This is a genomic window from Bacillus sp. PK6-026, assembly GCF_054161455.1.
In genome coordinates this window covers 2,596,313-2,621,170 of the sequence record NZ_CP096418.1, presented here as the reverse complement: position 1 = coordinate 2,621,170, position 24,858 = coordinate 2,596,313, and the positions used below count along the sequence as shown (strand labels likewise).

23 protein-coding genes and 1 other annotated feature are annotated in these 24,858 nt (G+C 46.9%); of the genes, 19 read left to right on the top strand and 4 right to left on the bottom strand.

Going from position 1 to position 24,858, the window contains the following annotated elements; translation table 11 throughout:
- Window positions 1–69: 69 nt before the first annotated feature.
- The 10 genes from M1D59_RS13220 (at window position 70) to M1D59_RS13175 (ending at window position 10,881) form a co-directional block, all read left to right on the top strand.
- Window positions 70–855, top strand: a complete 786-nt coding sequence (locus M1D59_RS13220) for an SDR family oxidoreductase (protein ID WP_195536629.1) — start codon at window positions 70–72, stop codon at window positions 853–855.
- 138 nt (window positions 856–993) lie between these two features.
- Window positions 994–2,655 (top strand): alkaline phosphatase, encoded by a 1,662-nt coding sequence (locus tag M1D59_RS13215; protein ID WP_195536630.1) that lies wholly within the window; start codon window positions 994–996, stop codon window positions 2,653–2,655.
- A 147-nt stretch (window positions 2,656–2,802) separates the two neighbouring features.
- Window positions 2,803–3,111 (top strand): PTS sugar transporter subunit IIB, encoded by a 309-nt coding sequence (locus M1D59_RS13210; RefSeq protein ID WP_020452099.1) that lies wholly within the window; start codon window positions 2,803–2,805, stop codon window positions 3,109–3,111.
- Window positions 3,112–3,116: 5 nt separating this feature from the next.
- Window positions 3,117–3,449: a PTS lactose/cellobiose transporter subunit IIA gene (locus tag M1D59_RS13205; RefSeq protein WP_025811183.1), complete on the top strand. Its 333-nt coding sequence runs from the start codon at window positions 3,117–3,119 to the stop codon at window positions 3,447–3,449.
- A 39-nt stretch (window positions 3,450–3,488) separates the two neighbouring features.
- Window positions 3,489–4,805: a PTS cellobiose transporter subunit IIC gene (celB, locus tag M1D59_RS13200; RefSeq protein ID WP_025811184.1), complete on the top strand. Its 1,317-nt coding sequence runs from the start codon at window positions 3,489–3,491 to the stop codon at window positions 4,803–4,805.
- 15 nt (window positions 4,806–4,820) lie between these two features.
- Complete coding sequence (locus tag M1D59_RS13195) at window positions 4,821–6,236, top strand: glycoside hydrolase family 1 protein (RefSeq protein ID WP_145930193.1); 1,416 nt, start codon at window positions 4,821–4,823, stop codon at window positions 6,234–6,236.
- A 119-nt stretch (window positions 6,237–6,355) separates the two neighbouring features.
- A complete protein-coding gene (locus tag M1D59_RS13190; RefSeq protein ID WP_020452095.1) occupies window positions 6,356–7,069 on the top strand; it encodes a GntR family transcriptional regulator in 714 nt (237 codons plus the stop codon).
- A gap of 245 nt (window positions 7,070–7,314) precedes the next feature.
- Window positions 7,315–8,304, top strand: a complete 990-nt coding sequence (locus M1D59_RS13185; protein WP_458117460.1) for a TAXI family TRAP transporter solute-binding subunit — start codon at window positions 7,315–7,317, stop codon at window positions 8,302–8,304.
- Window positions 8,305–8,405: 101 nt separating this feature from the next.
- A complete protein-coding gene (locus M1D59_RS13180) occupies window positions 8,406–8,924 on the top strand; it encodes a DUF1850 domain-containing protein (protein ID WP_224067271.1) in 519 nt (172 codons plus the stop codon).
- A complete protein-coding gene (locus M1D59_RS13175) occupies window positions 8,917–10,881 on the top strand; it encodes a TRAP transporter permease (RefSeq protein WP_025811188.1) in 1,965 nt (654 codons plus the stop codon). Before M1D59_RS13180 ends, M1D59_RS13175 begins: the two co-directional genes overlap by 8 nt.
- 37 nt (window positions 10,882–10,918) lie before the next feature.
- On the opposite strand, the gene zwf is transcribed toward M1D59_RS13175, so the two are convergent.
- Window positions 10,919–12,382, bottom strand: coding sequence for a glucose-6-phosphate dehydrogenase (zwf, locus tag M1D59_RS13170; protein ID WP_031304722.1), 1,464 nt, complete (start codon window positions 12,380–12,382; stop codon window positions 10,919–10,921).
- A gap of 232 nt (window positions 12,383–12,614) precedes the next feature.
- On the opposite strand from zwf, the gene rnz reads away from it, so the two are divergent.
- Entirely contained in the window at window positions 12,615–13,538 is a 924-nt protein-coding gene (gene rnz, locus M1D59_RS13165; protein ID WP_025811189.1) for a ribonuclease Z, read from the top strand.
- 117 nt (window positions 13,539–13,655) lie between these two features.
- Complete coding sequence (gene rpmG, locus M1D59_RS13160; RefSeq protein ID WP_003183271.1) at window positions 13,656–13,805, top strand: 50S ribosomal protein L33; 150 nt, start codon at window positions 13,656–13,658, stop codon at window positions 13,803–13,805.
- A gap of 35 nt (window positions 13,806–13,840) precedes the next feature.
- Here rpmG and M1D59_RS13155 read toward each other — a convergent pair whose 3' ends face one another.
- Both M1D59_RS13155 and namA read right to left on the bottom strand, forming a co-directional pair.
- Window positions 13,841–14,602 carry an alpha/beta fold hydrolase gene (locus M1D59_RS13155; protein ID WP_105980377.1) on the bottom strand — a complete coding sequence of 254 codons (762 nt, stop codon included), beginning with the start codon at window positions 14,600–14,602 and terminating at the stop codon, window positions 13,841–13,843.
- 119 nt (window positions 14,603–14,721) lie between these two features.
- On the bottom strand, window positions 14,722–15,792 hold the full coding sequence (gene namA / locus M1D59_RS13150) for an NADPH dehydrogenase NamA (protein WP_396021752.1): 1,071 nt from the start codon (window positions 15,790–15,792) through the stop codon (window positions 14,722–14,724).
- A 137-nt stretch (window positions 15,793–15,929) separates the two neighbouring features.
- Between namA and M1D59_RS13145 the strand changes: the two genes are divergently transcribed.
- Entirely contained in the window at window positions 15,930–17,534 is a 1,605-nt protein-coding gene (locus M1D59_RS13145; protein ID WP_224146175.1) for a M20/M25/M40 family metallo-hydrolase, read from the top strand.
- A gap of 63 nt (window positions 17,535–17,597) precedes the next feature.
- Here M1D59_RS13145 and proC read toward each other — a convergent pair whose 3' ends face one another.
- Window positions 17,598–18,419: a pyrroline-5-carboxylate reductase gene (gene proC, locus M1D59_RS13140; RefSeq protein ID WP_025811192.1), complete on the bottom strand. Its 822-nt coding sequence runs from the start codon at window positions 18,417–18,419 to the stop codon at window positions 17,598–17,600.
- 44 nt (window positions 18,420–18,463) lie between these two features.
- Window positions 18,464–18,665: a binding site (T-box leader), on the bottom strand.
- Between the two features lie 145 nt (window positions 18,666–18,810).
- Here proC and M1D59_RS13135 point away from each other — a divergent pair.
- From M1D59_RS13135 to M1D59_RS13110, 6 genes are all read left to right on the top strand, one after another.
- Entirely contained in the window at window positions 18,811–19,764 is a 954-nt protein-coding gene (locus M1D59_RS13135; protein WP_023855135.1) for an MBL fold metallo-hydrolase, read from the top strand.
- Window positions 19,765–19,773: 9 nt separating this feature from the next.
- Window positions 19,774–20,556, top strand: a complete 783-nt coding sequence (locus M1D59_RS13130) for an SDR family NAD(P)-dependent oxidoreductase (RefSeq protein WP_023855134.1) — start codon at window positions 19,774–19,776, stop codon at window positions 20,554–20,556.
- Window positions 20,557–20,982: 426 nt separating this feature from the next.
- Window positions 20,983–21,705: a poly-gamma-glutamate hydrolase family protein gene (locus M1D59_RS13125; RefSeq protein WP_328038205.1), complete on the top strand. Its 723-nt coding sequence runs from the start codon at window positions 20,983–20,985 to the stop codon at window positions 21,703–21,705.
- 53 nt (window positions 21,706–21,758) lie between these two features.
- Complete coding sequence (locus M1D59_RS13120; RefSeq protein WP_318602267.1) at window positions 21,759–22,268, top strand: DUF3189 family protein; 510 nt, start codon at window positions 21,759–21,761, stop codon at window positions 22,266–22,268.
- Window positions 22,269–22,727: 459 nt separating this feature from the next.
- Window positions 22,728–23,993, top strand: coding sequence for an MFS transporter (locus tag M1D59_RS13115; protein ID WP_025811195.1), 1,266 nt, complete (start codon window positions 22,728–22,730; stop codon window positions 23,991–23,993).
- Window positions 23,994–24,039: 46 nt separating this feature from the next.
- Window positions 24,040–24,744 (top strand): thioesterase II family protein, encoded by a 705-nt coding sequence (locus tag M1D59_RS13110; RefSeq protein ID WP_025811196.1) that lies wholly within the window; start codon window positions 24,040–24,042, stop codon window positions 24,742–24,744.
- Window positions 24,745–24,858: the final 114 nt, after the last annotated feature.

The window sequence follows — 24,858 nt, the reverse complement described above, 5'->3', positions numbered from 1 at the left end:
AGGATGCATGTTTAAGCGCTTCTGTGGAAACCTACTCAAAAGAGAGTTTCAATAAGGAGGAATCAACCTATGTATCCTAGTTTAGAGGGAAAAACGGTGGTTATTACAGGGGCGGGTACAGGTCTTGGAAAAGCGATGGCACTTCGCTTCGGTTCTGAAAAAGCCAATGTAGTGATCAATTACTTCAAGGAAGAAGAAAATCCTGAAGAGACGGTGAAGAAAATAGAAAACAGTGGAGCGCGCGCGATTGCCGTTCAAGGAGATGTCTCAAAAGAAGACAATGTAAAAGCGCTGATCAGACAGGCCGTTGACTCATTCGGTTCCGTTGATGTGATGGTGAACAACGCTGGGGTGGAAAATGAAGTACCTTCTGAGGATTTGTCTCTGGAAGACTGGAACCGCGTCATATCAACTAATTTGACAGGGATGTTCTTAGGATGCCGGGAAGCGATCGGCTATATGCTCGATCATAATATTAGAGGCTCGGTCATTAATATGTCGAGCGTCCATCAGCAAATCCCGTGGCCGCATTTTGTCCATTATGCGGCAAGCAAGGGCGGGGCAAAACTGCTGACGGAAACCCTTGCCCTTGAATATGCCCCGAAAGGAATTCGGGTAAATGCGATCGGACCCGGTGCGATCGATACGCCGATTAACGCCGAAAAATTCGCTGATCCCGAATTGAAAAAAGGCGTTGTTGAATTGATTCCGATCGGGTATATCGGAAAGCCGGAGGAAGTCGCGGCTTGCGCGGCCTGGCTCGCATCCGAAGAAGCGAGCTATGTGACGGGCCTGACGCTGTATGTGGACGGCGGAATGACGAAATACCCGGGATTCCAAGCTGGAAAAGGATGAAAAGAAGGCGGGGGCCTTCTTTTCATCATAAGCCCAAAAAAATTTACATAAGATTAATAGAAAGCAAAAGTGCTGTTTACATAGCAATGATAGTGTAGGTTTGTCAACAAAAAGCGGTTATGGAGGGAGTACATAAGAATGGGTTTCTTACGCAACAGAATCGTCGGCATTACACTGGCAGGCGCAGTCGCTTTAGGATCAGCGGGAACAGGCAGTGCAGCAATGGAAACAGCGAAAAAGAAGGAACAACCAAAGGTGAAAAACGTGATCATGATGGTCATGGATGGAACAAGCTCTTCTGCAACAACATTGGCACGCTGGTATAAAGGCGAACCGCTCGCGATGGACCAGATTGTCAGCGGCGGTGTCCGGACGCATTCGGCAGAATCGGCGATCACTGATTCTGCACCTGCAGCAACTGCGATGGCAACGGGACGAAAATCAAATTCTTCCTATATTGGAGTGCTGCCTTCAAAGGTGAATACACCAGGTGTCGAGAAGGTCGGTAAAAAAGATCAATACCGGCCTGTGGCAAACGTGCTGGAAGGCGCCAAACAGAAGGGAAAAGCAACTGGCATTATTGCAACCTCTGAGATTCAGCATGCCACGCCTGCCGGCTATTCCGGCCATCATAAGGACCGCAATAACTTTGAAGTGCTCGGTGAACAGCAGGTTTATCAAAACATGGACGTTGTCCTTGGCGGAGGAAAAGAATCGCTTCAGCCGGGGACAAAGGATAAAAGCCGCAAAGACGGTGAAGACCTTGTCAAAGTGCTCAAAGATAAAAAGTACGATTTTGTTGAAACGAAAGATCAGCTCCTCAAGTCAAAATCGAAAAAAATTTGGGGCGCATTCTCACAGCGCGATCTCGCGTATGACATGGACCGCCGTGCAACGCATCCAGAGCAGCCGACGATTGCGGAGATGACGAAAAAATCGATTCAGACGCTTTCTAAAGACAAGGACGGTTTCTTTTTATTCGTGGAAGGAAGCAAGCCTGACTGGGCAGCGCATCAAAACGATCCGATCGGCATGATCAGCGATGTATTGGCATTTGATAACGCGGTGAAAGAAGCGCTTGAATTCGCTAAAAAAGACAAACATACAATGGTTATTGCCGTCTCAGACCACGGCAACAGCGGCATCTCCATCGGCAACAGCAACACGACGAAAGGCTATGACACAACGCCGGTATCAGCATATATCGATCCGCTGAAAAAGGCTAAAATGACGGTGGAAGGCGCAACCGGCAAATTAAAAGACGATTTATCGAATATCGAAGAAGCGGCAAAGCTTTACGGACTTGATGATTTAACGCCGGCAGAGAAGGAACAGCTGAAAAGCGTGAAAAACAAAAAAGAAGCGGCTTCATTATTCACCAAGCTGCTCAGCAACCGAGCCAACATCGGATTCACAACAGGCGGTCATACAGGTGAAGATGTCTTCCTGTATTCGTACGGTCCCGAAAAGCCGCAGGGGCTCGTCGATAACACCGGCATCGCTAAAACGATGGCAAAAGCAATGGGCTTCAACTTAGACAAATTAACAAACGAATTATTTATCGAAGCAAAACAGGCATTTAAAAAAGCCGGAGCCAGCGTAACGATCGATCAGAAAGATCCGGCTAATCCAGTTCTTATCGCATCGCGCAAAAAAGGGAAAGCCGAAATGCCGGTGAACAAAAACCTCATCAGAATCAACGGAAAGGAATATGAATTAGACAGCGTGATTGTTGAAAGCAATGGATCCTTCTACGTGCCGAAGGAAGCAGTTCAGCTGTTCAAAAAATACGCCCGATAATTTGTTTGGCCCCCCTCTTGAAAGAAGAGGGGGTTTTTATTATTCAAAATAAATACATACATTTATTTTTAAATGTCTAGACATATAAAAATAAAAAGATATAATAATAGTTGTGTGAAAGCGCTTTTAATAAAGGAGGATATGACGATGAAAAAGATTTTACTTGCATGCAGTTCGGGTATGTCGACAAGTCTCCTTGTCACCAAGATGGAGGAATACGCGCATTCAATCGGTGACGAGGCAAAAATTTGGGCGGTCGGACAGGACCAGGCAAAAAAAGAGATGGCAGAGGCAAACGTCGTTCTCATCGGCCCGCAAATGAGCTTTTTAAAAGGCGAGCTGCAGAAAGAAGCAGAACAGTACGGTACTAAGGTTGATGTGATTGATATGATGGCTTACGGAATGGCAGACGGAAAGAAAGCTTATGAACAGGCGCTCAGCTTGATCGGAGATTGATGATGATGGGAAAATTAAAACTCGATGAATTAACAGGCGAACAAATTTGCTTTCAGCTCATTCTTCATAGCGGAAACGCCCGCAGCAAAGTCATTCAGTCCATCAGGGCATACCGCGCCGGCAGCGTTCAGAAAGCAGAGGAGCTGCTGCACCAGGCTGAAGCCGATTTGCAGCAGGCCCATGATATTCACTTTCAAATGATTCAAAAAGAAGCGGGCGGGGAAAAAAGTGAGTTCTCTTTGCTGCTCTTGCACGCGGAGGACCATTTGATGTCGACGCTCACGATGAAGGAACTTGTGTCCGAATTATTGGAATTATTCAAAGAGAAAAATCTATGATTCGCACTGTATGGCAAAATCGAAGGGGGATAAGAGACCATGTTTGAAAAATTGAGCAACCTCTTGGTGCCGATTGCCGGGAAGCTGAATAACAACCGGTATTTAGGCGTGCTGAGGGATGCGTTTATGCTGGCTTTTCCGCTCACCATTTTCGGATCGATCATTGTCGTTTTAACCAATTTGCCGTTTCTCAATAAAATGATGAGCAAATCGGCGCTTGAAACGTTCCAGTCGGCTTTAAGCATAGCGCCGAGTGCAACGATCAGCATTATGTCCGTTTTCGTCGTGTTCGGGATCGGGTATTATTTATCCAAAACTTATGAAGTCGATGCGGTTTTTGGAGGAGTCGTCGCTTTGGCATCGTTCCTTCTGCTGACTCCGTTTGTATTAAACGGCGAAGGAGGGGAAGTGATTCCGAACGTCATCCCGATTGACAGGCTCGGTGCGAAAGGGATGTTCCTCGGAATGATTACCGCCTTTACATCCGCGGAGATTTTCAGATTTTTTGTCCAGAAAAACTATACGATCAAAATGCCCGCCGGCGTTCCACCTGCTGTAGCTAAATCTTTTGCCGCGCTGATTCCGGCGGTGATGACCTTGTCTGTCTACTTGGTCATCAATATCCTTGTGACCCAAGCGTTCAATACGAATATGCACGATTTAATTTACAATCTGGTACAGGCTCCGCTTGTCGGCCTTGGAAGCGGTATCATTCCGACCTTGATTGCTATATTTTTTACTCAGCTTCTCTGGTTTTTCGGACTCCACGGGCAAATTATCATCAACTCTGTTATGGATCCGATCTGGAATACGCTTTCGATCGAAAATTTGAATAGCTATACCGCAACAGGGGAAGTTCCGCATATTATCAATAAGCAGTTTATGGAAGTGTACACCGTCGGAATGGGCGGAACCGGGATGACACTGGCCGTGATTATTGCCATCCTGCTGTTTATGAAGAGCAAGCAAATGAAGCAGGTCGCAAAACTCGGAGCAGCGCCGGGGATTTTCAACGTAAATGAACCGATCATTTTCGGCCTGCCGATCGTCATGAACCCGCTCATTTTTATTCCGTGGGTGATCTCGCCGATGATCGTCACTTTAATTACGTATTTCGCAATGGCGTCCGGGCTTGTGCCGCCGCCGACCGGGGTCACGATTCCTTGGACTGTGCCGATTTTTATCAGCGGAATGATGGCGACCAATTCGCTTGCCGGTGGCATTCTACAGATTGTGAATTTAGCCGTTGTCTTTATGATCTGGTTCCCGTTTTTGAAATTCATCGACCGGATGAATATGAAAAAAGAGCAGGAAATCAATGCAGCGGAACAAGATCAGACAACGCTAGGACTTTAAAAGGAGATTGATGACATGTCAAAAACAGAACTGCAGCTAGAACAAATTCAATACCGTTTTCCAAAAGGCTTCTGGTGGGGGTCGGCGGCATCCGCGACTCAGACTGAAGGAGCGGCGGCTGAAGGGGGCAAAGGAAAGAACATTTGGGATCACTGGTACGAAAAAGAGCCGAACCGATTTTTTGACGGAGTAGGCCCTGAGAAGACTTCGCGTTTTTACGAGACTTACAGAGAAGATATTCAGCTGATGAAGGAGCTCGGCCACAACTCTTTTCGTTTCTCCATTTCGTGGGCCCGTCTGTTTCCTGAAGGAAAAGGGCGGTTGAACGAGGAAGGAGCTGCCTTTTATAACCAAGTCATCGATGAGCTGCTGGCGGCTGGGATCGAGCCTTTTGTCAACCTTTATCATTTTGATATGCCGCTTGCGCTCCAGCATATCGGCGGATGGGAAAACAGGCAAGTCGTCGATCACTTTGTTTCATACGCGGAAACGTGCTTCCGGCTGTACGGGGATCGTGTGAAAAAATGGTTTACCCACAATGAACCGATCGTTCCTGCTGAAGGCGGCTATTTATACGATTTTCATTATCCGAACATCATCGACTTTCAAAAGGCCGTCCAGGTCGCATACCATGAAATTCTTTCAAACGCCAAAGCGGTCGAAGCCTACCGCAGACTCGGAGGCGACGGCAAAATCGGCATCATTTTAAATTTAACGCCATCCTATCCGCGAAGCCAGCACCCGGCAGATGTGAGAGCTTCTGAAATAGCTGACGCTTTCTTTAACCGGTCGTTTCTTGATCCTGCCGTTAAGGGTGAGTTTCCGCAGCTTTTAACAGATATTTTAAAAGAAAAAGGCTATTTGCCTGTCAAGGAAGAAGGAGACTTGGAGCTGATCAAAAATCACACTGTCGATCTGCTCGGCATCAATTATTATCAGCCGAGACGGGTGAAAGCGAAGGAGCACATGCCTCATCCGGACGCGCCTTTTATGCCGGAGCGTTTTTTTGACCATTATGAAATGCCCGGACGAAAAATGAACCGCCACCGCGGCTGGGAAATATACGAAAAAGGAATCTATGATATTTTAATGAATGTCAAAGAAAACTATGGAAATATTGAATGCTTTATTTCTGAGAACGGAATGGGTGTTGAAGGAGAAGAGCGTTTCCGCGGCGAAGACGGCATAATCCGCGATGACTACCGAATTGCGTTTATCGAAGAACACTTAAAATGGGTGCACAGAGCGATTCAGGAAGGAGCGAATGTCAAAGGTTATCACCTTTGGACATTCATGGACAACTGGTCATGGACGAACGCCTATAAAAACCGCTACGGATTTGTATCTGTCAACCTTGACAAAAACGGCGAACGAACGATTAAAAAAAGCGGATACTGGTTTAAGAAACTTGCCGAGAACAACGGTTTTTAAAAAGGACTCGGGCTAAAAGATGGTCTGTTGGGCCATCTTTTTATTTCCGCTTCAAAACCGATATAATGATAAGGAAGGTGTTACAAGCATACAGAATCCTTAGTAATGGTGGTTAAAACATGAGAAAATACGAATATATTTCAAACGAAATGAGGAGGCGGATTCAGGAAGAATACTATCCGATTGATCAGCCCATACCTGATGAGCTTTCTCTCGCCAAAGAATTTTCCTGCAGCAGAATGACGATGAAAAGAGCCCTCGATATTCTCGTGTCAGAAGGCATGCTGTACCGCAAGCGCGGACACGGCACCTTCATAGTAAAATCATCGATTCAGCAGCTTCCCGTCAGTGTGACAGACCGCGAAAACCTCGGGCTGACCAAGCTTCTCGCCAATAAACAAATCGAAAGCCGCATCATTCAATTTGATGTCGAATTCCCTTCAGATGAAGTGGCTAAGCAATTGTCAATCGAAAAGACCGTTCCGGTGTATCATATCATCAGGCTCAGAAAGGTTGAAGGCGAACCGTATGTCATTGAAGAAACGTATATGCCTTCGAATGTCATCTCTGAATTAAATGAAGACGTTCTTCACGGCTCCGTTTACCGGCACATCACCGAGACGCTGAAACTGACAATCGCCGGCTCGCACCGGAAGATCAGGGCGGATAAGTCGAATGCGCTCGACCGAGAGTACTTGGAATGCGCCCCTGATGATCCGGTTCTTGAAGTTGAACAGGTCGCTTTTTTAAATACGGGAGAACCGTTTGAATATTCTTTTGCAAGGCATCGCTACGACAAGTTTGTGTTTTCCAGCGTCCATGTTCGGAAATGAAAAACCTGCATAACCGCGGGTTTTTTGTTTTGTCATGCAATCTTCCAGCACGCTTGTCCTCCGAGGGGATCGTGGGCTGCCATCGCTTTAGCGGAAGGGAATTTCCGAGGCCGTGCGCATATTCAGAACCAGCTGCTCATAAAATTAACTAAATAATTAGAAATAAAACAATATATTGACAACTAATACATTTTTCGTGGTACGATAGGATTGTTATTTGTCCAACAAGCAAAGGGGGAGAATGAATGAAAAAGTGGAAAAGCTTATCATGGATTGTATTGCTGCTGACGCTTGTCATGGGATTGGCAGCGTGCGGAAGCGGCAATGCATCAGGAAATAAGGTCGGCGGATCTGCGTCAAAAGGATCAGAAAGCTACAGTCTGCTGACAGGGGGAACCGGCGGTACATATTATCCGCTCGGCGGTCAATTTGCAAACCTTTGGGAGGATGCAACAGGAGACAAATTTACGACGCAGACTACAGGTGCTTCTGCTGAAAACATGGCAACTCTGCAAAAAGGGGAAGCTGAGGTCGCTTTTTCTCAGACGGACATTGCCACTTATGCCATAGAAGGCAAAGAAATGTTTAAAGAAAAAATTGACGGAATCAAGGCGATTGCCGCCCTGTATCCTGAAACTGTACAGATTGTAACAACGGAAAAAAGCGGAATCAATTCGATTGAAGATTTAAAAGGCAAAACGGTTTCCGTGGGTGCTGCGGGTGCAGGGGTCAACATTAATGCCAAGCAGATTTTGGAGGTTCACGGGATGTCTTTTGACGACATCAAACCGCAAAACCTGTCTTTTGAAGAGTCGACCGACGGCATTCAGTCAGGCGCGATCGATGCCGCCTTCATCACGGCTGGAACGCCTACCGGGGCTGTCGAAGGGCTTTCTGCGCAAAATAAAATAAAAATTTTAAATATTGAAAAAGATAAGCAGGAAAAGCTGATGGAAAAGTATCCGTTCTATGCTGAGGATACGATCAAAAAAGGCACCTACGGCATCGGGAGCGATATGAACACGGTCGCTGTCAAAGCGATGCTCGTCGCATCCGACAAGATGGATGAGGACACCGTCTATAAAATGACGAAAGCGCTGTTTGAAGCCGATAAAATCAATCATGCCAAAGGCGAATTTATCAAGCCTGAAACCGCGCTTGAAGGATTGGGCGATATTGAAATTCATCCTGGAGCGGCTAAATATTTCAAAGAAAAAGGGATAGAAAAATCGTAAAGCCGCAGGCAGATAAGCGATGAACAAGCCCGGACAATCGATAGACCGTTGCAATGAAACATCGGTCTATCGTTTTTCTATTCGGCAGGGGATTTGGAAAAATGGGGAAATTTAAAATTGTAAAACGGCTTGTGCCGGCGCTGATTATTGCCGCTTTTGCAGCGGCATGCCTGATTCCTTATCAGACCGCTGTCGTGTTCGAGAAAGAGGACAGCGGCGAGATCATCGCTTTTCTTCCCCTCCAAAAGAAGAAAAGCTTTGATGTGATCTATACGCATTCCATCCATCGGACAGAAGTGATCGAATCGTATGTGTGGGAAAAAGGAATGATTCGGCAGACCGCTCTGACCTATCATGATCCGGCCGTCGGGATGCCGGCAAACGCGGAGCAAGGTGAAAGGCTCGTCATCAATAACGGTGTCTATACCATTTCGGATATGAAGAGGACCTTTCCGTTCATTGACATGCGGATCGGAAGGGTGAGGGCGAATCACAGGATCAAGTATTCAGGCGCTGAACATGAGTTAAAGCGGTACATCCGCCCCGGCACATGGACAAGGATGAGTGTCCGAAAACTAAATGTCTTGCAACAACTGAGGGGAGTGAATATCAATGACTGAGCAGCTTTCGGAAAAAGATCAGCAGGAACTGCTGGAGAAATACGATCCTGAAGCGGGGACGAGAAAGCTCAAAGGGTTGACGGGGGTCATTGCATTTGTCGGCCTGCTCGCTTTTTCTTTGTTTCAATTATACACAGCCATTTTTGGCGTTTTTCCGGCTCAAATTCAAAGGTCGGTTCATTTAGGATTTGCGCTCGGTCTGATTTTTTTATTGTTTCCGGCGACAAAAGGTTTACGGAAGACCGGCAAATTCAAAGTCGCCTGGTATGACGCAATCTTAGCCGTATTAGGAGCGGGCGTCGGCGCTTATTGGGTTGCCAATTATGAAACGATTGTAGGCGGGATCGGATTGATCACGGAAACGGACTTTTATGTCGGACTGTTGGCCGTCCTGCTCGTATTGGAAGCGACAAGACGTGCTGTCGGGCTGCCGATTACGATCATCGCCGGCCTGTTTCTTTTGTACGGCCTTTACGGCTCGTATCTGCCGGGCTTTTTGTCTCACAACGGCCTGACGCTGGAAAGGCTCGTTCAGACGATGTATTTTACGACGGAAGGAATTTTGGGCACGCCGCTCGCTGTGTCTTCGACATTCATCTTCCTGTTCATCCTGTTCGGTTCATTTCTTGTCAGAACCGGTGTGGGGCAGTATTTTAATGACCTTGCTGTGGCGATCGCCGGACGAAGCACTGGCGGACCGGCAAAAGTCGCGATTTTTTCAAGTGCGCTTCAGGGAACGATCAGCGGAAGCTCTGTCGCCAATGTCGTCACTTCCGGATCGTTTACGATTCCGATGATGAAAAAACTGGGCTATAAAAAAGAATTTGCCGGTGCAGTCGAAGCTTCCGCATCTACAGGCGGGCAGCTGATGCCTCCGATCATGGGAGCCGCCGCCTTTTTAATGGTTGAGTTCATCGGCGGAGGCATTACGTACTGGGATATCGCGAAAGCCGCGATGATCCCGGCTGTTTTGTACTTTACGGGCATCTGGATTATGACCCACTTTGAAGCGAAGCGCCTCGGCCTGCGCGGATTAACGAAAGAAGAAATGCCGAACCGCAAGGAAGTATTCAAAAAGATTTATTTGCTGCTTCCGATCGTTTCGGTCGTCTTTTTGTTAATGTCGGGCATCACGGTCATGCATGCCGCTTTGTATTCGATCGTTCTGGCGATCCTGGTCGGTTTGTTCAACAGGGAAACGCGAATGGGTCTTAAAGGGATTGTGCTGGCTCTCGCGGAAGGAGCGAGAATGGCGCTTTCCGTTGCGGCGGCAACGGCAGCTGCCGGCATCATCGTCGGAGTCGTCACAAAGACGGGTCTCGGCCTCAAACTTGCAAACGGCCTGCTCGATTTGGCAGGAGGCGCATTGCTGCCTTCGCTCTTTTTGACAATGATCGCCGCTCTTGTTCTCGGAATGGGATCGCCGACGACGGCAAACTATGTAATTACGTCAACGATTGCCGCACCAGCCTTGATTTTGCTGAATGTTCCTGATCTGTCGGCCCACTTGTTCGTGTTTTATTTCGGCATCGTAGCTGACATTACACCGCCCGTTGCTTTGGCCGCATTTGCCGCCGCCGGTGTTGCGGGAGGAGAGCCGATCAGAACGGGGATCAATTCAGCAAAGCTTGCGATTGCCGCTTTTATCATCCCGTATGTATTCGTCCTGTCTCCGGAGCTTCTCATGATTGACGCACATTGGTATGAAATTCTCTGGGTGATCTTTACCGCATTGTCCGGAATGATCGCCATCGGTGCGGGCATGATTGGATTCTGGATGAGAAAAGTGTTCTGGTTTGAAAGAATAATGGCGGCTGCCAGCGGTCTTCTGCTGATTTATCCGGAGGGCTATTCCGACATAATCGGTCTCGGCATATTCCTTCTGTTGTTCGTTCTTCAGCTGATGTGGAAGCGGGACAAAAGCCATCCAGAAGAAATGCAGGCCTTAAAAGCATAAATAAAAAAACAGCCTTCAATGTGAAGGCTGTTTTTTATTAAAGCGGCCACCAATGAAAGCCGTCTTTTGCGAGCAGGTCATCAGAAGCTTTCGGTCCCATAGAGCCCGCCTCATAGTTAGGGGAAAGGGTTTTGTTTTCCTCCCAGTTTTGAGAAATCGCATCAACAAAACTCCAGGAAAGCGCAACTTCATCCCAGTGGGCAAAGTTTGTCGCGTCTCCGTGCAAACAGTCCAAAATCAGCTTTTCATAAGCTTCAGGCGTGTTGATGCCGTCCCCGCAGTTATGGCAGTAGTCGAGCTTGATCGGCTGGGCAAAAGTGCCGCCTCCAAGCTTCCTTGCGTTTAAATGAAGGGTGATGCCTTCATCCGGTTGAATATGGATCACCAGCAGGTTAGGATGCATCGTGTTGCCGTTTCCGTAATAAAGATTCATCGGAATGTCTTTAAATTGGACGACAATCTGGGTTGATTTTTTCTGCATCCGTTTCCCTGTCCGGATGTAGAACGGCACACCGGCCCATCTGAAGTTGTCGATCAGCAGTTTGCCGGCAACGAACGTTTCCGTATTCGACTCTTTTGCTACATTTTGCTCATCGCGATAAGCCGGAACCTGTTTTTCGTCAACGACACCCGCGTCATACTGGCCGCGCACAAAAAACTGATCGACTTCGTCTTTTCGAATCGGACGAAGGGCTCTGAGCACCTTCACTTTTTCGCTGCGGATCTCTTCCGTGTTCAGCTTGATCGGCGGTTCCATCGCAAGCAGCGCCACCATTTGAAGAATGTGGTTTTGAACCATGTCTCGAAGCGCCCCGGATTTTTCATAATATCTCGCTCTGTCTTCCACACCCAAATCTTCACTTGACGTGATTTGAATGTTCGAGATGTATCTGTTTGTCCAAAGCGGCTCAAAAATCGCGTTGGCAAAGCGGATGACTTCGATGTTCTGCACCATTTGCTTTCCTAGATAATGGTCAATCCGATAGATTTGATCTTCTGTAAAGGCTTCACGAATTTCCTGATTCAAGGATTTTGCGCTCGGCAGATCATGTCCGAAAGGCTTCTCGATCACGAGCCTTGACCAGCCTGTTGTTGAAGTGACACCCTCTGATTTTAGGAACTTTGCAATCGTTCCGAAAAATTCAGGAGCCATCGCTAAGTAAAACATCCGGTTATTCGGAATATCATATGTACTTTCCAGCTTCTCTAAAAGTTCGTTCAATTCCCGGTATGAGCCGGAATTTGTAACATCAAAAGGATGATAGTAGAAGTGAGATGTAAACTCGTCTACATCCTTTTCGTTTAACGGAAACTTCGAAACCGATTGCTGTACGGTACTGCGAAAGTCTTCATTTGTCCAAGGGCGTCTGCCGACTCCGACAACCGCGAATTCATTCCCGATTTGTCCGTTTTCGTAGAGCCTGTGGATAGAAGGATATAGTTTTCGTTTTGCCAAATCCCCTGTTGCGCCAAATATTACGATAACTGCTTTTGGTTCCATTTGATCTTTTTTCAATTAAACGTACCTCACTTTATTCGAAGCTAAGTTTATTTTCTTCATTTTAAAGCTAATAATCCCTTAAAGCAAACATTTGAGATCGAATCGTATGAAAAGTTTACTGAAAACGGGCAGGGTATTTAGTTGCATAGCATGGCGTGAAGCCGGCGTTTCTTTTTTCTCAGACTTCCTGTATGCTTGTGATAGATGAAGTTTTTAGCAGGAGGAAAGGATATTGGAGTTATTATTTTTAGGAACGGGAGCAGGCATCCCCGCAAAAACGAGGAATGTCACATCCGTTGCATTGAAGCTTTTAGAAGAAAGGCGGTCTGTTTGGCTGTTTGACTGCGGGGAGGCCACACAGCATCAAATTTTACATACATCGATCAAGCCCAGAAAAATTGAAAAGATTTTTATTACCCATCTTCACGGCGATCATGTATACGGGCTTCCGGGTCTTGTCAGCAGCCGCTCTTTCCAGGGAGGAGAAGGTCCGCTGACCGTGTACGGACCGCAAGGAATCAAAACGTTTCTTGAAACGGCGCTTGACGTATCGGGGACGCATGTCACATATCCGCTTGTGATTAAGGAGATTGAAGAAGGGACAGTCTTTGAAGATGACCAGTTTATCGTGACGGCGAGAAGCGTATCTCACGGCATCCCCGCTTTTGGATACCGCGTGCAGGAAAAAGATGTTCCAGGCGCACTTGACGCCGAAGCGCTGAAACAGACCGGAGTCTCGCCTGGCCCTGTTTATCAAAAGCTGAAAAACGGGGAGACGGTCACATTGGAAGATGGCCGGAAGATTCGCGGTGCAGACTTTATCGGACCGCCGAAAAAAGGGCGGATTGTCGCTTTTTCCGGAGATACGAGGCCATGCGAGAATGTGAAGAAGCTTGCCGAAAAAGCCGATGTCCTCATCCATGAAGCAACATTTGCGAAAGGCGACAGGGAGCTTGCCGGAGACTATTATCACAGCACTTCAGAACAAGCGGCGGAAACAGCGCGGGAGGCCTGCGCAAAAGAACTGATTTTAACCCATATCAGTGCAAGATACCAGGGGGAAAACGTGCTTGAACTGGTCAATGAAGCGAAAGCGATCTTTCCTGATACCGTGGCAGCTTTTGACTTTTATGAGCATGAGATCAAAAGAACTTAATTGGCATTCGAAGCTTCTTTGTTCCGGCAATGCGGGACGGGAAGCTTTTTTTGTTGACACGGTTTTAAAATGGTGTATAATAAAGCGTAATCATTACGTTTTGAAAAGGAGGACAACATGAGAGTCAAAATTACATTGGCGTGTACTGAAACAGGGGACCGCAATTATATTACGACAAAAAACAAACGTACAAATCCGGATCGCCTGGAATTGAAAAAATATTCTCCGCGTCTGAAAAGGCACACGATACACCGAGAAACAAAATAACAAAAAACCAGCAGAATGTCTGCTGGTTTTTTTGTTTAATTGGCGGCTTGATAAGCGTATGTTTGCTGCTGTGCGGCATACCACACATCATAGATCGCAAGCTGGACGATGTGGGGCTCATCATGATGGATCAAATGCGAGCTGTTTTTCGCTTGAATCCAGCCGCTTTGATGCGAAAGAGACAGCAGTCTGCTGTGAAGCTTCAGCCACTCGTGATGAGCCTGTTTCGCCGCCTCCGTTCTTTTTCCCGCCGAAAGGACGAGCAAAGGAACCGAACCGAGGTGTTTCTTTTCCTGCTTCAGAATGTCTAGGCTTTGTTGAAAGTCCTCATGGGACCCTTCGATCGAAAACTGTTTGCTGTAGTCTTCTTTTAATGTTTCCGGAAGAAGAGGCAGCACTGTTTCCTCCTGATCTTCACAAGCGGGATCAAGCAGCACCATGCCGATGACTTCATCGCTGTACCGGCTTGCAAACAACCTTGCAATGACGGCGCCGAACGAATGGGCAACAAACAGGTATGGCGGTTTGACGCCTGCTGCTGCAAGCAGCGCTTTTAGTTCCTTCACCATCTGATCCGCTGTTCTTTTGCTGCTGCTCGGCCCGCTGTTGCCAAGGCCTGCACGGTCGTATGCAAACAAGCCGAGATCTTCGTCTATATCGGGTAAAATGGGCTGCCAAGTCTTTGAAGAAGAACCGTAGCCCGCTTCAAAAATAATGGTTGCGTTCTTTTTTCCTTTTCTCTGCTTTGTGTAAAACATGCATCCTTCAACTGTATATATTCTTTCCGTTATGGTCATAGAGGTCATCCTCTCTCTGTATATGGTGTTCTATTAGGAAAGACGCACGAACAAGGATGTTCGTTTCTCACGAGTTTGAAAAAAAGAAATATCCCGCCTTGAGGCGGGATATCAGCAACTTACCAGGCTCTGTCGTACTGAACAGGTCCTTCAATTTTTGTGTTCAGCTGTTTGGCAGCGGTTTTCGGCCAGTATGGATCTCTCAGCAGCTCTCGCGCAACGAAAATGAGATCTGCGCGTCCATTTTGGAGGATTTCCTCAGCTTGAAGGCCGCTTGTGATCAACCCGACTGCACCTGTCTGGATTTCGGCTTGGGCGCGAATTGTATCGGCGAAGCCGACTTGATAGCCCGGGAAGACGTTGATGTCGGCAGGCATGACTGCACCGGAGCTGACATCGATCAAATCAACGCCCTGTTCTTTCATCCATTTGGCGAAACCGACATAATCGGCGACATCAAGGCCTTTTGTTTTGTAGTCTGAAGCTGAAACGCGTACGAACAATGGTCCGTCCCAGACTTCTTTTACAGCGTCGATGACTTCGCGAAGCAGCCTGTAGCGGTTTTCCGGTGATCCGCCATATTCATCCTCGCGTTTGTTGGAAAGCGGTGATAAAAATTCGTTGATCAAATATCCGTGGGCCCCATGAATCTCAATGATGTCAAAGCCGGCGGCTTTCGCGCGTTCAGCTCCTTTTTTGAAAGCCTGAACGGTTTCTTTTATGTCTTCTTTTGTCATTTCAACAGGTGTTCGCGAATTTTCGTCGAAAGGAAGAGCTGAAGGCCCGTAGATTGTACCTTCGACCTCGGCTTTTCTTCCGGCGTGTGCCAGCTGAATCGCCGTTTTGCTGCCATACGGCTTGATTTGTGACGTTAATGCGGCAAGTCCGTCAATATGCGCGTCATCCCATATACCAAGATCCTGATCGGAGATTCTGCCCTCTGGGGTGACGGCGGTAGCTTCTACCATGATCAGTCCGACTTGTCCGACGGCGCGGGAGATGTAGTGGGTCATGTGGAACGGCTGCACTTTTCCATCCTTTTCATGGGAGGAATACATGCACATCGGCGACATGACAATCCGGTTTTTTAGTGTAACTCCTTTTAAACTCCATGGTGTGAACAGTTTTCGATTACTCAAATTTTTTCGCCTCCCGTAAGTTTTCGCCTCGATTATACCAATTCTGCCCATTCACGTCATATAAACTGCTCAAGTCATTTCCATATGTAAGAATGTTCAGTACAATAAAGTTGTTCACATTCTATTTTTTACTAAATACGATATTTGCATACACCTGCGGAAAACAGCGAAAGAGGGGGGTTTGCTTTGTGAAGTGGCAGACAGTGGAAGAACTGAAACAGCTGCTCATTTCTCTAGTTCAATACGAAAGCATCTCAGACACGGCCGGAGAAGTGGCGCTTGCGAAGTATATGCATGATTTATTAAAAGACCGTTCGTACTTTCAAAAGAATCCTGAATATTTAAAGCTTCACCCGATGGAAGACGGGCGTTATTTTCTAACCGCCCTCGTCAAAAAGGAAGAGAAATCAAATACGGTGCTCCTCTTGAGCCATTTTGACGTGGTCGATACGGCAGACTACGGCGAATTCAAACATACGGCATGCAAAGTCCCGGAACTCATGGATGTATTAAATGATAAAAAAGAACTTTTGCCTGAACGGGTCAGAAGAGACTTGGAAAGCGGCGAGTGGCTGTTTGGAAGGGGAAGCATGGACATGAAAGCGGGTCTTGCTGTTCAATTTTCGATGCTGGAACGGGCGATGAACGGAGAATTTGACGGAAACCTTCTATTAATTACGGTTCCGGACGAAGAAGTCAACTCACAGGGGATGCTTGAAGCCGTACCCGCACTGAAAGCTTTAGAAGAGGAATTTGGCCTTCATTATACATCATGCTTAAATTGTGAGCCGATGTTTGAAAAACATCCGGGAGATCAGAAGCAATACGTCTATTCAGGCAGCATCGGCAAAGCGCTTGCCGGATTTTTCTGCAAAGGGATTGAGACGCATGTCGGCGAGCCGTTTGCAGGGGTGAATGCGAATTTAATGGTGTCCGAAATCAACAGGCTGCTCGAATTAAACGTTGACTATTGCGAAGAAGCGGATGGAGAAGTGACGCCTCCCCCGGCCAATCTGATGCAAAAAGATTTGAAGGAAGCGTACTCGGTTCAGACTCCTCACGCAGCGGTGTCGCTCTTTAATGTGCTGATGATGGAGCGTTCCGCCGCCGAGCTCCATCACATGCTGCTTGACACAGCCAAGGAAGCGGCCGCCAATATTCAAACAAATATTGAGCGTAAAACGGCCGAATATCAGCGATTTGAAGCATTCACGCCAATGAATCCGACCGTTTCCGTGCTGACGTTTGAGGAGCTGTGGAACAAAGCAAAGGAAAAGGCCGGGAAGTCCGAGGCGGAGCGCATACTCAACTTTGCATTTGCCAACAGGGGGAAGCTTGGAGACCGCGATTTTTCAACGAAAATCGTGTCTGAATTGGCTTCGCTCTGCAAAGAAGATGCTCCGATGATCGTTCTGTTTTACAGTCCGCCGTTTTATCCGGCTGTTTCTTCAAAGGACGATCCTTTGATCCGAAAGGTGATGAAAGATGTGAAACAGTATGCGGCCGACAGGTACGGTATTGAATTTACAGAAGTCCAATATTTTCCCGGCCTGTCCGATTTAAGCTACCTTCAGCTGCAAAAGCAGTCTGTCGATGCGTTCACATCCAATATGCCGCTGTTTCAACACGGCTATTCATTGCCTAAAGGACGAGAAAACGCACTGTTTGTGCCGGTCATCAATATCGGGCCGGCCGGCAAAGACCCTCATAAATGGACGGAACGCCTCCATGTGCCGTTTTCATTCGGAAAGCTGCCCGATATCCTCCGGCTGGCGATACACAAGCTTCTCTAAGTATACGGACGGGGCCGCTTGGGGAAAAATCGGGAACAAGCGATACGCTGTCTCCCGGTTTTTTTAAATTTTGGCCGCAAACATATCCCTGATTTCCGCAGAACGATTCGCCGCTTCTTTGACGCAGGATATGACGATCTGTTCGAATTGATGGTCGTCAAGCACCCGAAGGCCCGCTTCCGTTGTCCCTCCGGCGCTTGTAATCTCTTTTCTCATGACAGAAGGGTTCCTGCCGGTTTCAAGCATTTGAGCCGCACCTGACATCATATCGATAATCAGCTGTTTCGCCGTTTCTTCAGGAAGTCCCAATTCCGCAGCTGACGCCTGCAGGGCTTCGACAAATCGATAAACAAAAGCGGGGCCGCTTCCGGCTACTGCTGTCACCGCATCAAGGGCAGATTCCTCAACGATTGCAACGCTTCCGACTGTCGCAAAGAGGTCAGCTGCTTCCCGCATCTGCTCTTTCGTCACGAGCGGGCTTGCCGCAAAGGCTGTGGCTGATTTTTGAATGGCGGCCGATGTATTCGGCATGGCCCTTACAACTGGCAGATCAAGCCCGGCGTAGTGCTGGATCGTGCGAATCGGAATGCCTGCAAGGACTGAAATCAGCAGCTGATCTTTTCGCAAATAGGGGCGGAGTGCGGCCATTCCGGCCGCCGCGTCCTTCGGCTTCATCGCCAAAACGAGTGTATCCGAACGGGCGGCGACTTTTGCCGTATCGGCTTCTCCGCACACCCCGTATGTCTCGCTTAACTCACGAAGTCTGGCCGTATTCGACTGATTCGTAACGAATATCGCTTCCGGCTCCATCGCACCGCTTTTGACAAGCCCCTTAATCATCGCTTCAGCCATCGAACCGGCTCCGATAAATCCCATTCGTTTCATTATGAATTCCTCCTTCTAAAAAACAAAAAAACCTTTCCGTCTTCACAAAGGACGAAAAGGTTTCGCGGTACCACCTTCATTAGCATATAAATGCTCAGCTCTTGCCCCGTAACGCGGGATACGTTTAGGTTTGCCTAAGCGCTCTGAGGGCAGGTTCAACATGCAAGCGGGCTGTGAAATCTTTCAGCCGTGGATTTCACTCTCTTTCACCATTGCTTGTTTACTATTCCTCTTCATTGCGTCTTCAATCATTTACCTGCATATATTTGTTGTTCATTATGCTATGAGGAATGATGAAATGTCAACAGGCATTTGAAGCAAAAATGACATGCGCGGGAGAAAAAGGTAAAATATGATCAACATCAATTCGCAGGATGAGGAGAATCAAACGATGAAAGACGCAAGAATCATTCCTATTTCACTGCCGACTCCGTTTGCAGTCGGAGACGTCAACATTTATTTGGTCAGAGGCGAGGCGCTGACTCTGGTCGATGCCGGGCCCAACACAAAGGAGGCGGCCGCCGTTTTGAAGAAAGAGCTGGCCGGCCAGGGACTGTCATTAAACGATATTGACCAGGTCGTTCTGACCCATCATCACGCTGATCACGCCGGACTGCTGGACGAATTCCCCGCAGGGGTCAACATCATCGGCCATCCGTTCAATGAACCGTATATCAGCCAAAATCCCGATTTTATTGAAAAACAAAAGGCCTTTTTTACATACCTGTATCAGCGATTCGGCGTTCCCGGCGATATGAAGCCGCCGGGGCTTACGGTAAAAGCGTCGTACCGGTTTTCCTGTAATCGGACTTTGACAGAGACCGTTTCAGAAGGCGCGCAAATTGACGGGCTTGAAGGGTGGAGGGTTCTTGAGACGCCCGGACACGCCGCTTCACATATTGTCCTTTATCATGAGGAGCTTGGAAGCATGCTCGGAGGAGACTTGCTGTTAAAGCCGTCTTCTTCAAATCCGCTTCTTGAAGTGCCGCAAAAAGGAGAAAGGCGCCCGACTCCGCTGCTGGACTATTTGAAATCGCTCGGCAGGCTGCGGGAGCTTCCGCTCAACATTATTTATCCCGGCCACGGGGAGGACATCACAAAAGTGAATGAGCTTGTCGCCAAAAGGCTGGAAAAGCAGCGAAACAGAGCCGAAGAGGTGTACCGCATCCTTACTGAAAAACCGCATTCACCTTATCAGATATGTCAAAAACTGTTCCCTGCAGTCTATGAAAAAGAGCTGTTCTTAACGATGTCAGAAACGATTGGGCAGCTTGACGATTTGGAATCCCAAGGGAGGATCGGAGCAGAAACGGCCGATGGAATCGAGTACTATTACGCAAAGTAGGTGACGAACATGCAGCAAAAGTTGAAAGAGCAAAACGTGATGATTACAGGGGCTTCAGGAGGACTTGGGGAACGGATCGCATACCATGCCGCCAAGGAAGGAGCCGAGGTCATTCTGGCTGCGCGCAGAAAAGACCGCCTCATGGCTTTGAAGCAAAACATCGCCGATGAAACCGGTGCAAAATGCCGCATAATCGCATTGGACGTCAGCCGGACGGATGACATAAAAGCGGCGTTCCAAGAGGCCGGTCCGGTTGATATTCTTGTGAACAACGCGGGATTCGGTATTTTCGAAAACGCGCTTGACGCTTCCCTTGAAGATATGAAAGCGATGTTTGAGGTCAACGTATTCGGTCTGATCGCCTGCACGAAAATGGCACTCCCGCATATGATCAGGCAAGACAAAGGCCATATTATCAACATCGCCTCGCAAGCGGGCAAATTAGCGACGCCCAAGTCAAGCCTTTATGCGGCAACAAAGCATGCTGTGCTCGGGTATTCAAACAGCTTGAGAATGGAGCTTGCCGAAACGGGGGTCAACGTGACAACGGTCAATCCTGGACCGATTCAAACCGACTTTTTTAAGACGGCCGATAAAAGAGGGGATTATGTCAAAAGCGTCGAGAGATGGATGCTTGATCCGGATCAGGTTGCTAAGAAAGTCGTCTCGGCAATGATGACGAACAAGCGAGAAATTAATCTTCCAGGCTGGATGAACGGCGTCAGCAAACTCTATCAGCTCTTCCCAGCCCTGGTTGAACGAGCAGGCCGGAGCGCTTTCTATAAAAAATGATCGTCTCTGAAAGGAACGGAATCGTCCGTTTCTTTTTATTTGCATTTTTTTAGATGATCTCCTGTCAGAGAGGCTCAAAATATCATATAAAGACAGGGAGACTTTGTCCCTCTTCAAACCGCTGCACCGAACCTGTGCTTCCTTCTATAGGCTTTGCTTGATCTGAAGGCACCTGTCCCGTCTGAGGAAATCGATATAAAAATACTGTATGCCGAAAGATTCCGTGCTTCCGGGAACACGTGCCGGCCGCTGATGAAAAATAAGGTAAAGGTCGCTTTCGTTATGCTGTTCTTCTTATATAAAATGGCAACTGGGTGACGAAAAGGAGTAATATTTTACCATTTATTGAAATTCTCTCATCCCGGCCGAAACATGATATCACGTGATACTCGCAACAAAATACACGATAAAAGGAGTTTCTTAACGGTGCAGGAAGAATGGAACCCATTGATGAAAAATCGTTGCATCATCTGGTTAGTCACGGGGATTTGCTTAACGGTCATCTTTCAATTTCCGCTGCAGAGCGTCGCTTCATCTGCAGACAAATACGCCAATTTTGCCGAGCTTGCCGAACATGAAACAGAAGGAGAAGATTATCAAATCGAATATACAGACATGGGCACCGAACTGCTGATTCTTTCGCCGCACGGCGGAGGAATCGAAGGAGGTGTCAGTGAACTTGTCCGCGCCTTCAGCGCCGATTATTCCACTTACTTATTTGAAGGAATCAAACCCTCGCAAAACTGGGATCTTCACATCACAAGCAATCATTTTGATGAACCGCAGGCCGTCAAAGCGGTCAAAGAGCACAACTATACGCTGGCTTTTCATGGATATCATGACATCGTTGAACATACGCTTGTGGGAGGAACGGATACCGGAGGGGCGAAAGCGATTGTCAGAGCGCTGCACAACCAAGGTTTTTCAGCGGAGCTGGTCAGCCCAAGCCACCGGCTTGCAGGGGGAAATCCCGAAAATATCAATAATCAATGCCAATCAGGTCAAAGCATTCAATTGGAAATCAGCACGCCTCAACGAGAGGCTTTTTTTTCGGAGTTCGGCCTGTGGACGCGGGCAAGTTCTAAAAATGAGACGTTCCAAACGTATGTCTCAGCTGTTAAAGAAGTTTTGGAAACGCGGTATAAATAAGATTGTATATTTGGGTCACATTAAAACTAAAGACATTTAAGAGGGTGAGTATGTTGATCTATATATACAACTGTTACGGCGGCACTCATTCTTCTGCACTTGCCGCCGCTTATCATCTGAAAAAGCTCCCATTCAGCAGAAAACCGTCGAAAAACGAAATTTTAAGCACCGACTGTTTTAATCAATTAAGTCCGAAGGAAATGGGGAAATTAATCTTTCACGGTCTTGATGAAGAAGGCCACCAGGTGTACACGATCGGCAGAGGATCATCAAAAGCGGTCATTCCAGCCATGCTGGGCGTTTTCGAGCTGTTTGAAAAAAACGGAAAACTGCAGGAAAAAGTCGTTTTTTCAAACACGTCTCCGACTGTGCCCATTGCGATGACATTCGGCGGTTTATTTTCAAGAAGGCTGAAAATCGATCCGATCGGGGTTCCTTTGCTGGTGCTCGGAGCGCAGCAGTCATACAAAGACATCATCAAACTGGTGCAGCAAACAAAAGACCGTTCAAAAACGACTTCTTCGGTGATCGAAGTGCTGGATAACAATTTCATAAAAAAATGAACATCTAAACAGCTTCCAGTATGATGAGTCTTTCGGCTTCCATATCGGAAGCGTTTTTTTATTTTTTAAATATAGTAATTGTATTTTAAAAAGGACATTTTCTAAAAAATTGAATATAAGATAGAGGATATTGTTGAAATAGGACGAATCTATAACCTTAGAATTACTTTTCATAAATTTACTTCTTTGTAAATTTGAAGGGTAGAGATCAAGGATTTCCCTTCCACTTTGCTAGAGAATACTATCTGAAAGAAGAAACGGGGGGTTAAAAAGACGGCTGCAATCGTTATGAGAAGCAGCGATTTTATATTGGGAAATTCAATCTGTGACACTTTAAATGATAGAAGTGTAGTTTTGAAAATGAAAATCAGCGTGATAAGAGACGGAAAATTAGAATGATGTTATTTTTTTAGAATAACAAATAGAGCCGTCTGTCTCAATACAAATTAGGAGGCGCCTATGAAAAAAATGTTTTCTATTTTTCAAAATAAAAATTATGCGCTGCTGTTCTTCGCATCCTTTACCTCACAAATGGGAGGGATCATCGGACTCACTGCCCTCTTGTTTTACCTGCTAGACCGTTTTTCCAATCAGCCTGCATATGCCACAATGACCGAGCTGATGCTGTCATTGCCTACATTGGCTGTATTTTTCCTCGTTGGTGTTTTCGCGGATAAGTTTGACCGGCAGAAAATCGCCAAAAACTGCGATTGGATCTGTATGGGACTATCGATTGTATTACTGCTGTCTCTCTATCTTGAATGGATGCCGTTTACATTTGCCGTTCTTTTTTTAAGAAATGCCGTTAAAAGTTTTTTCACCCCTGCCCAAACTTCTCTTATTCAAGGAATATTATCTGAAAACGAATATTCGCTGGCCGTCGGATTGAATCAAATGGTAGCCAGTTTATTTATGCTGTTCGGAAACGGGCTTGGCGTATTTTGTTATTGGACGCTTGGAGTTGAAGGAGCCGTTATGGTTGATGCAGCCAGCTTCGCACTGAGCGGGCTTTTAATTCAAGCCTGCCGGATTTCCGATGCCGTCCGCATGCCAAATGGAAAACATTCCATTAGACAGCTGAATATCGCTGGTATATGGAAAGATTTCACACTTGGTTTTACTTATATTCTCAACCATAAATTGCTGCTTGCCCTCGTGTCCGGATTCGTCCTTTTCGGAGTTGTCAATGGGGGGCTCTCGGTCATGCAGGTGTTTATATTAAAATACAAGCTTGCACCTGGAAACTATGAAGAGATGTCGATTGTACTCGGCATTGTTTTCGGTGCGGGGTTTTTGGCGGGGAGCATCGCCGCATCCTTGCTTTCTCAAAAATTGAAGCTTTATCAACTTTTGATCCTAGCGCTGATTGTTTGCGGATGTGCCACGATTTCCGGCTCCCTGGTTAAAAGTTTGTGGATGTATATGGTCTGCTCCTGCTTTATCGCGGTTTCGCTTCCAAGCATCAACGTTGCCATCGGAGGGTGGATACCAAACATCGTCAATCCGAAAATGATGGGTAGGGTGCAGGGGTGGATTCATCCGCTTATGATGCTCTCACAGTCGCTGACCCTTCTGTTTATTGCGTGGCTTTACCCGGCATGGATCGCGCTTGAAAGCCTGTATTGGCTAGTCGGGGGAAGCCTGATTGCTGTTGGCGTTTTCTACATGATTATCCTTCCGAAGTTTTTAGCGCTGAATCGGACGGCTGACGTATCTGTCGATTAACGGCTTATTCACCAAAAAATATCTACAACGAAAGGGAATGATAGAAATGAAATTATTTTGCCTGCCTTACGCCGGCGGATCCGAATCTGCATTTTATTCCTGGAAAGGCCATATGCAGCCCGACATTGAGATTTGTCCGATTCAGCTGAAGGGAAGGGGCCGGCGTTTCAACGAGCCTTGTTACGAAAGCCTTGAAGAAGCAGTTCAAGACATTTTTGAGCAGGTTCAAGCTGAACGAAAAGGTGACGACTACGCTCTTTTTGGGCACAGCATGGGAAGCCTTTTGGCATATGAACTTTACTATCAAATGAGCGGGGCGGGAGCTGAAAAACCGGTTCACATTTTTTTCTCGGGCTATAAAGCGCCAAACAGGATCAGAAAGAAAGAAAAACTGCATACCTTGCCCAATCCTATTTTTAAGAAAAAAATTGTCGAGCTCGGGGGAACACCTGAGGAGCTCATCAATCATGAAGAGCTATTTGAATTGTTTATCCCCATTCTCAAAAGCGACTTTAAAATGGTAGAAAACTATATCTATCAAGAAAGAAACAGCAAAATAGATTGCGACATTACCGTTCTCAACGGAAAAGAAGACGCTATGAGCAAGGAAGATGTATCCGATTGGAAACATCATACTTCAGGACACTTTACAGCCTACTACTTTGAGGGGAATCATTTCTTTTTGCACCATCACGTTGAAAAGATCACCGGCATCATCAATCATTCATTGACAGCCAGCCGGACGTTTTAACCTACGATTTCGGCGAGATTCAAGCCCGGGTCTAATCTATTTTTCCTTCCTCCGCCGCTTCGAAAATTACTTTTATTATAATCGGAACAGTGTTTTTTAGGTCTTTTGATCTGG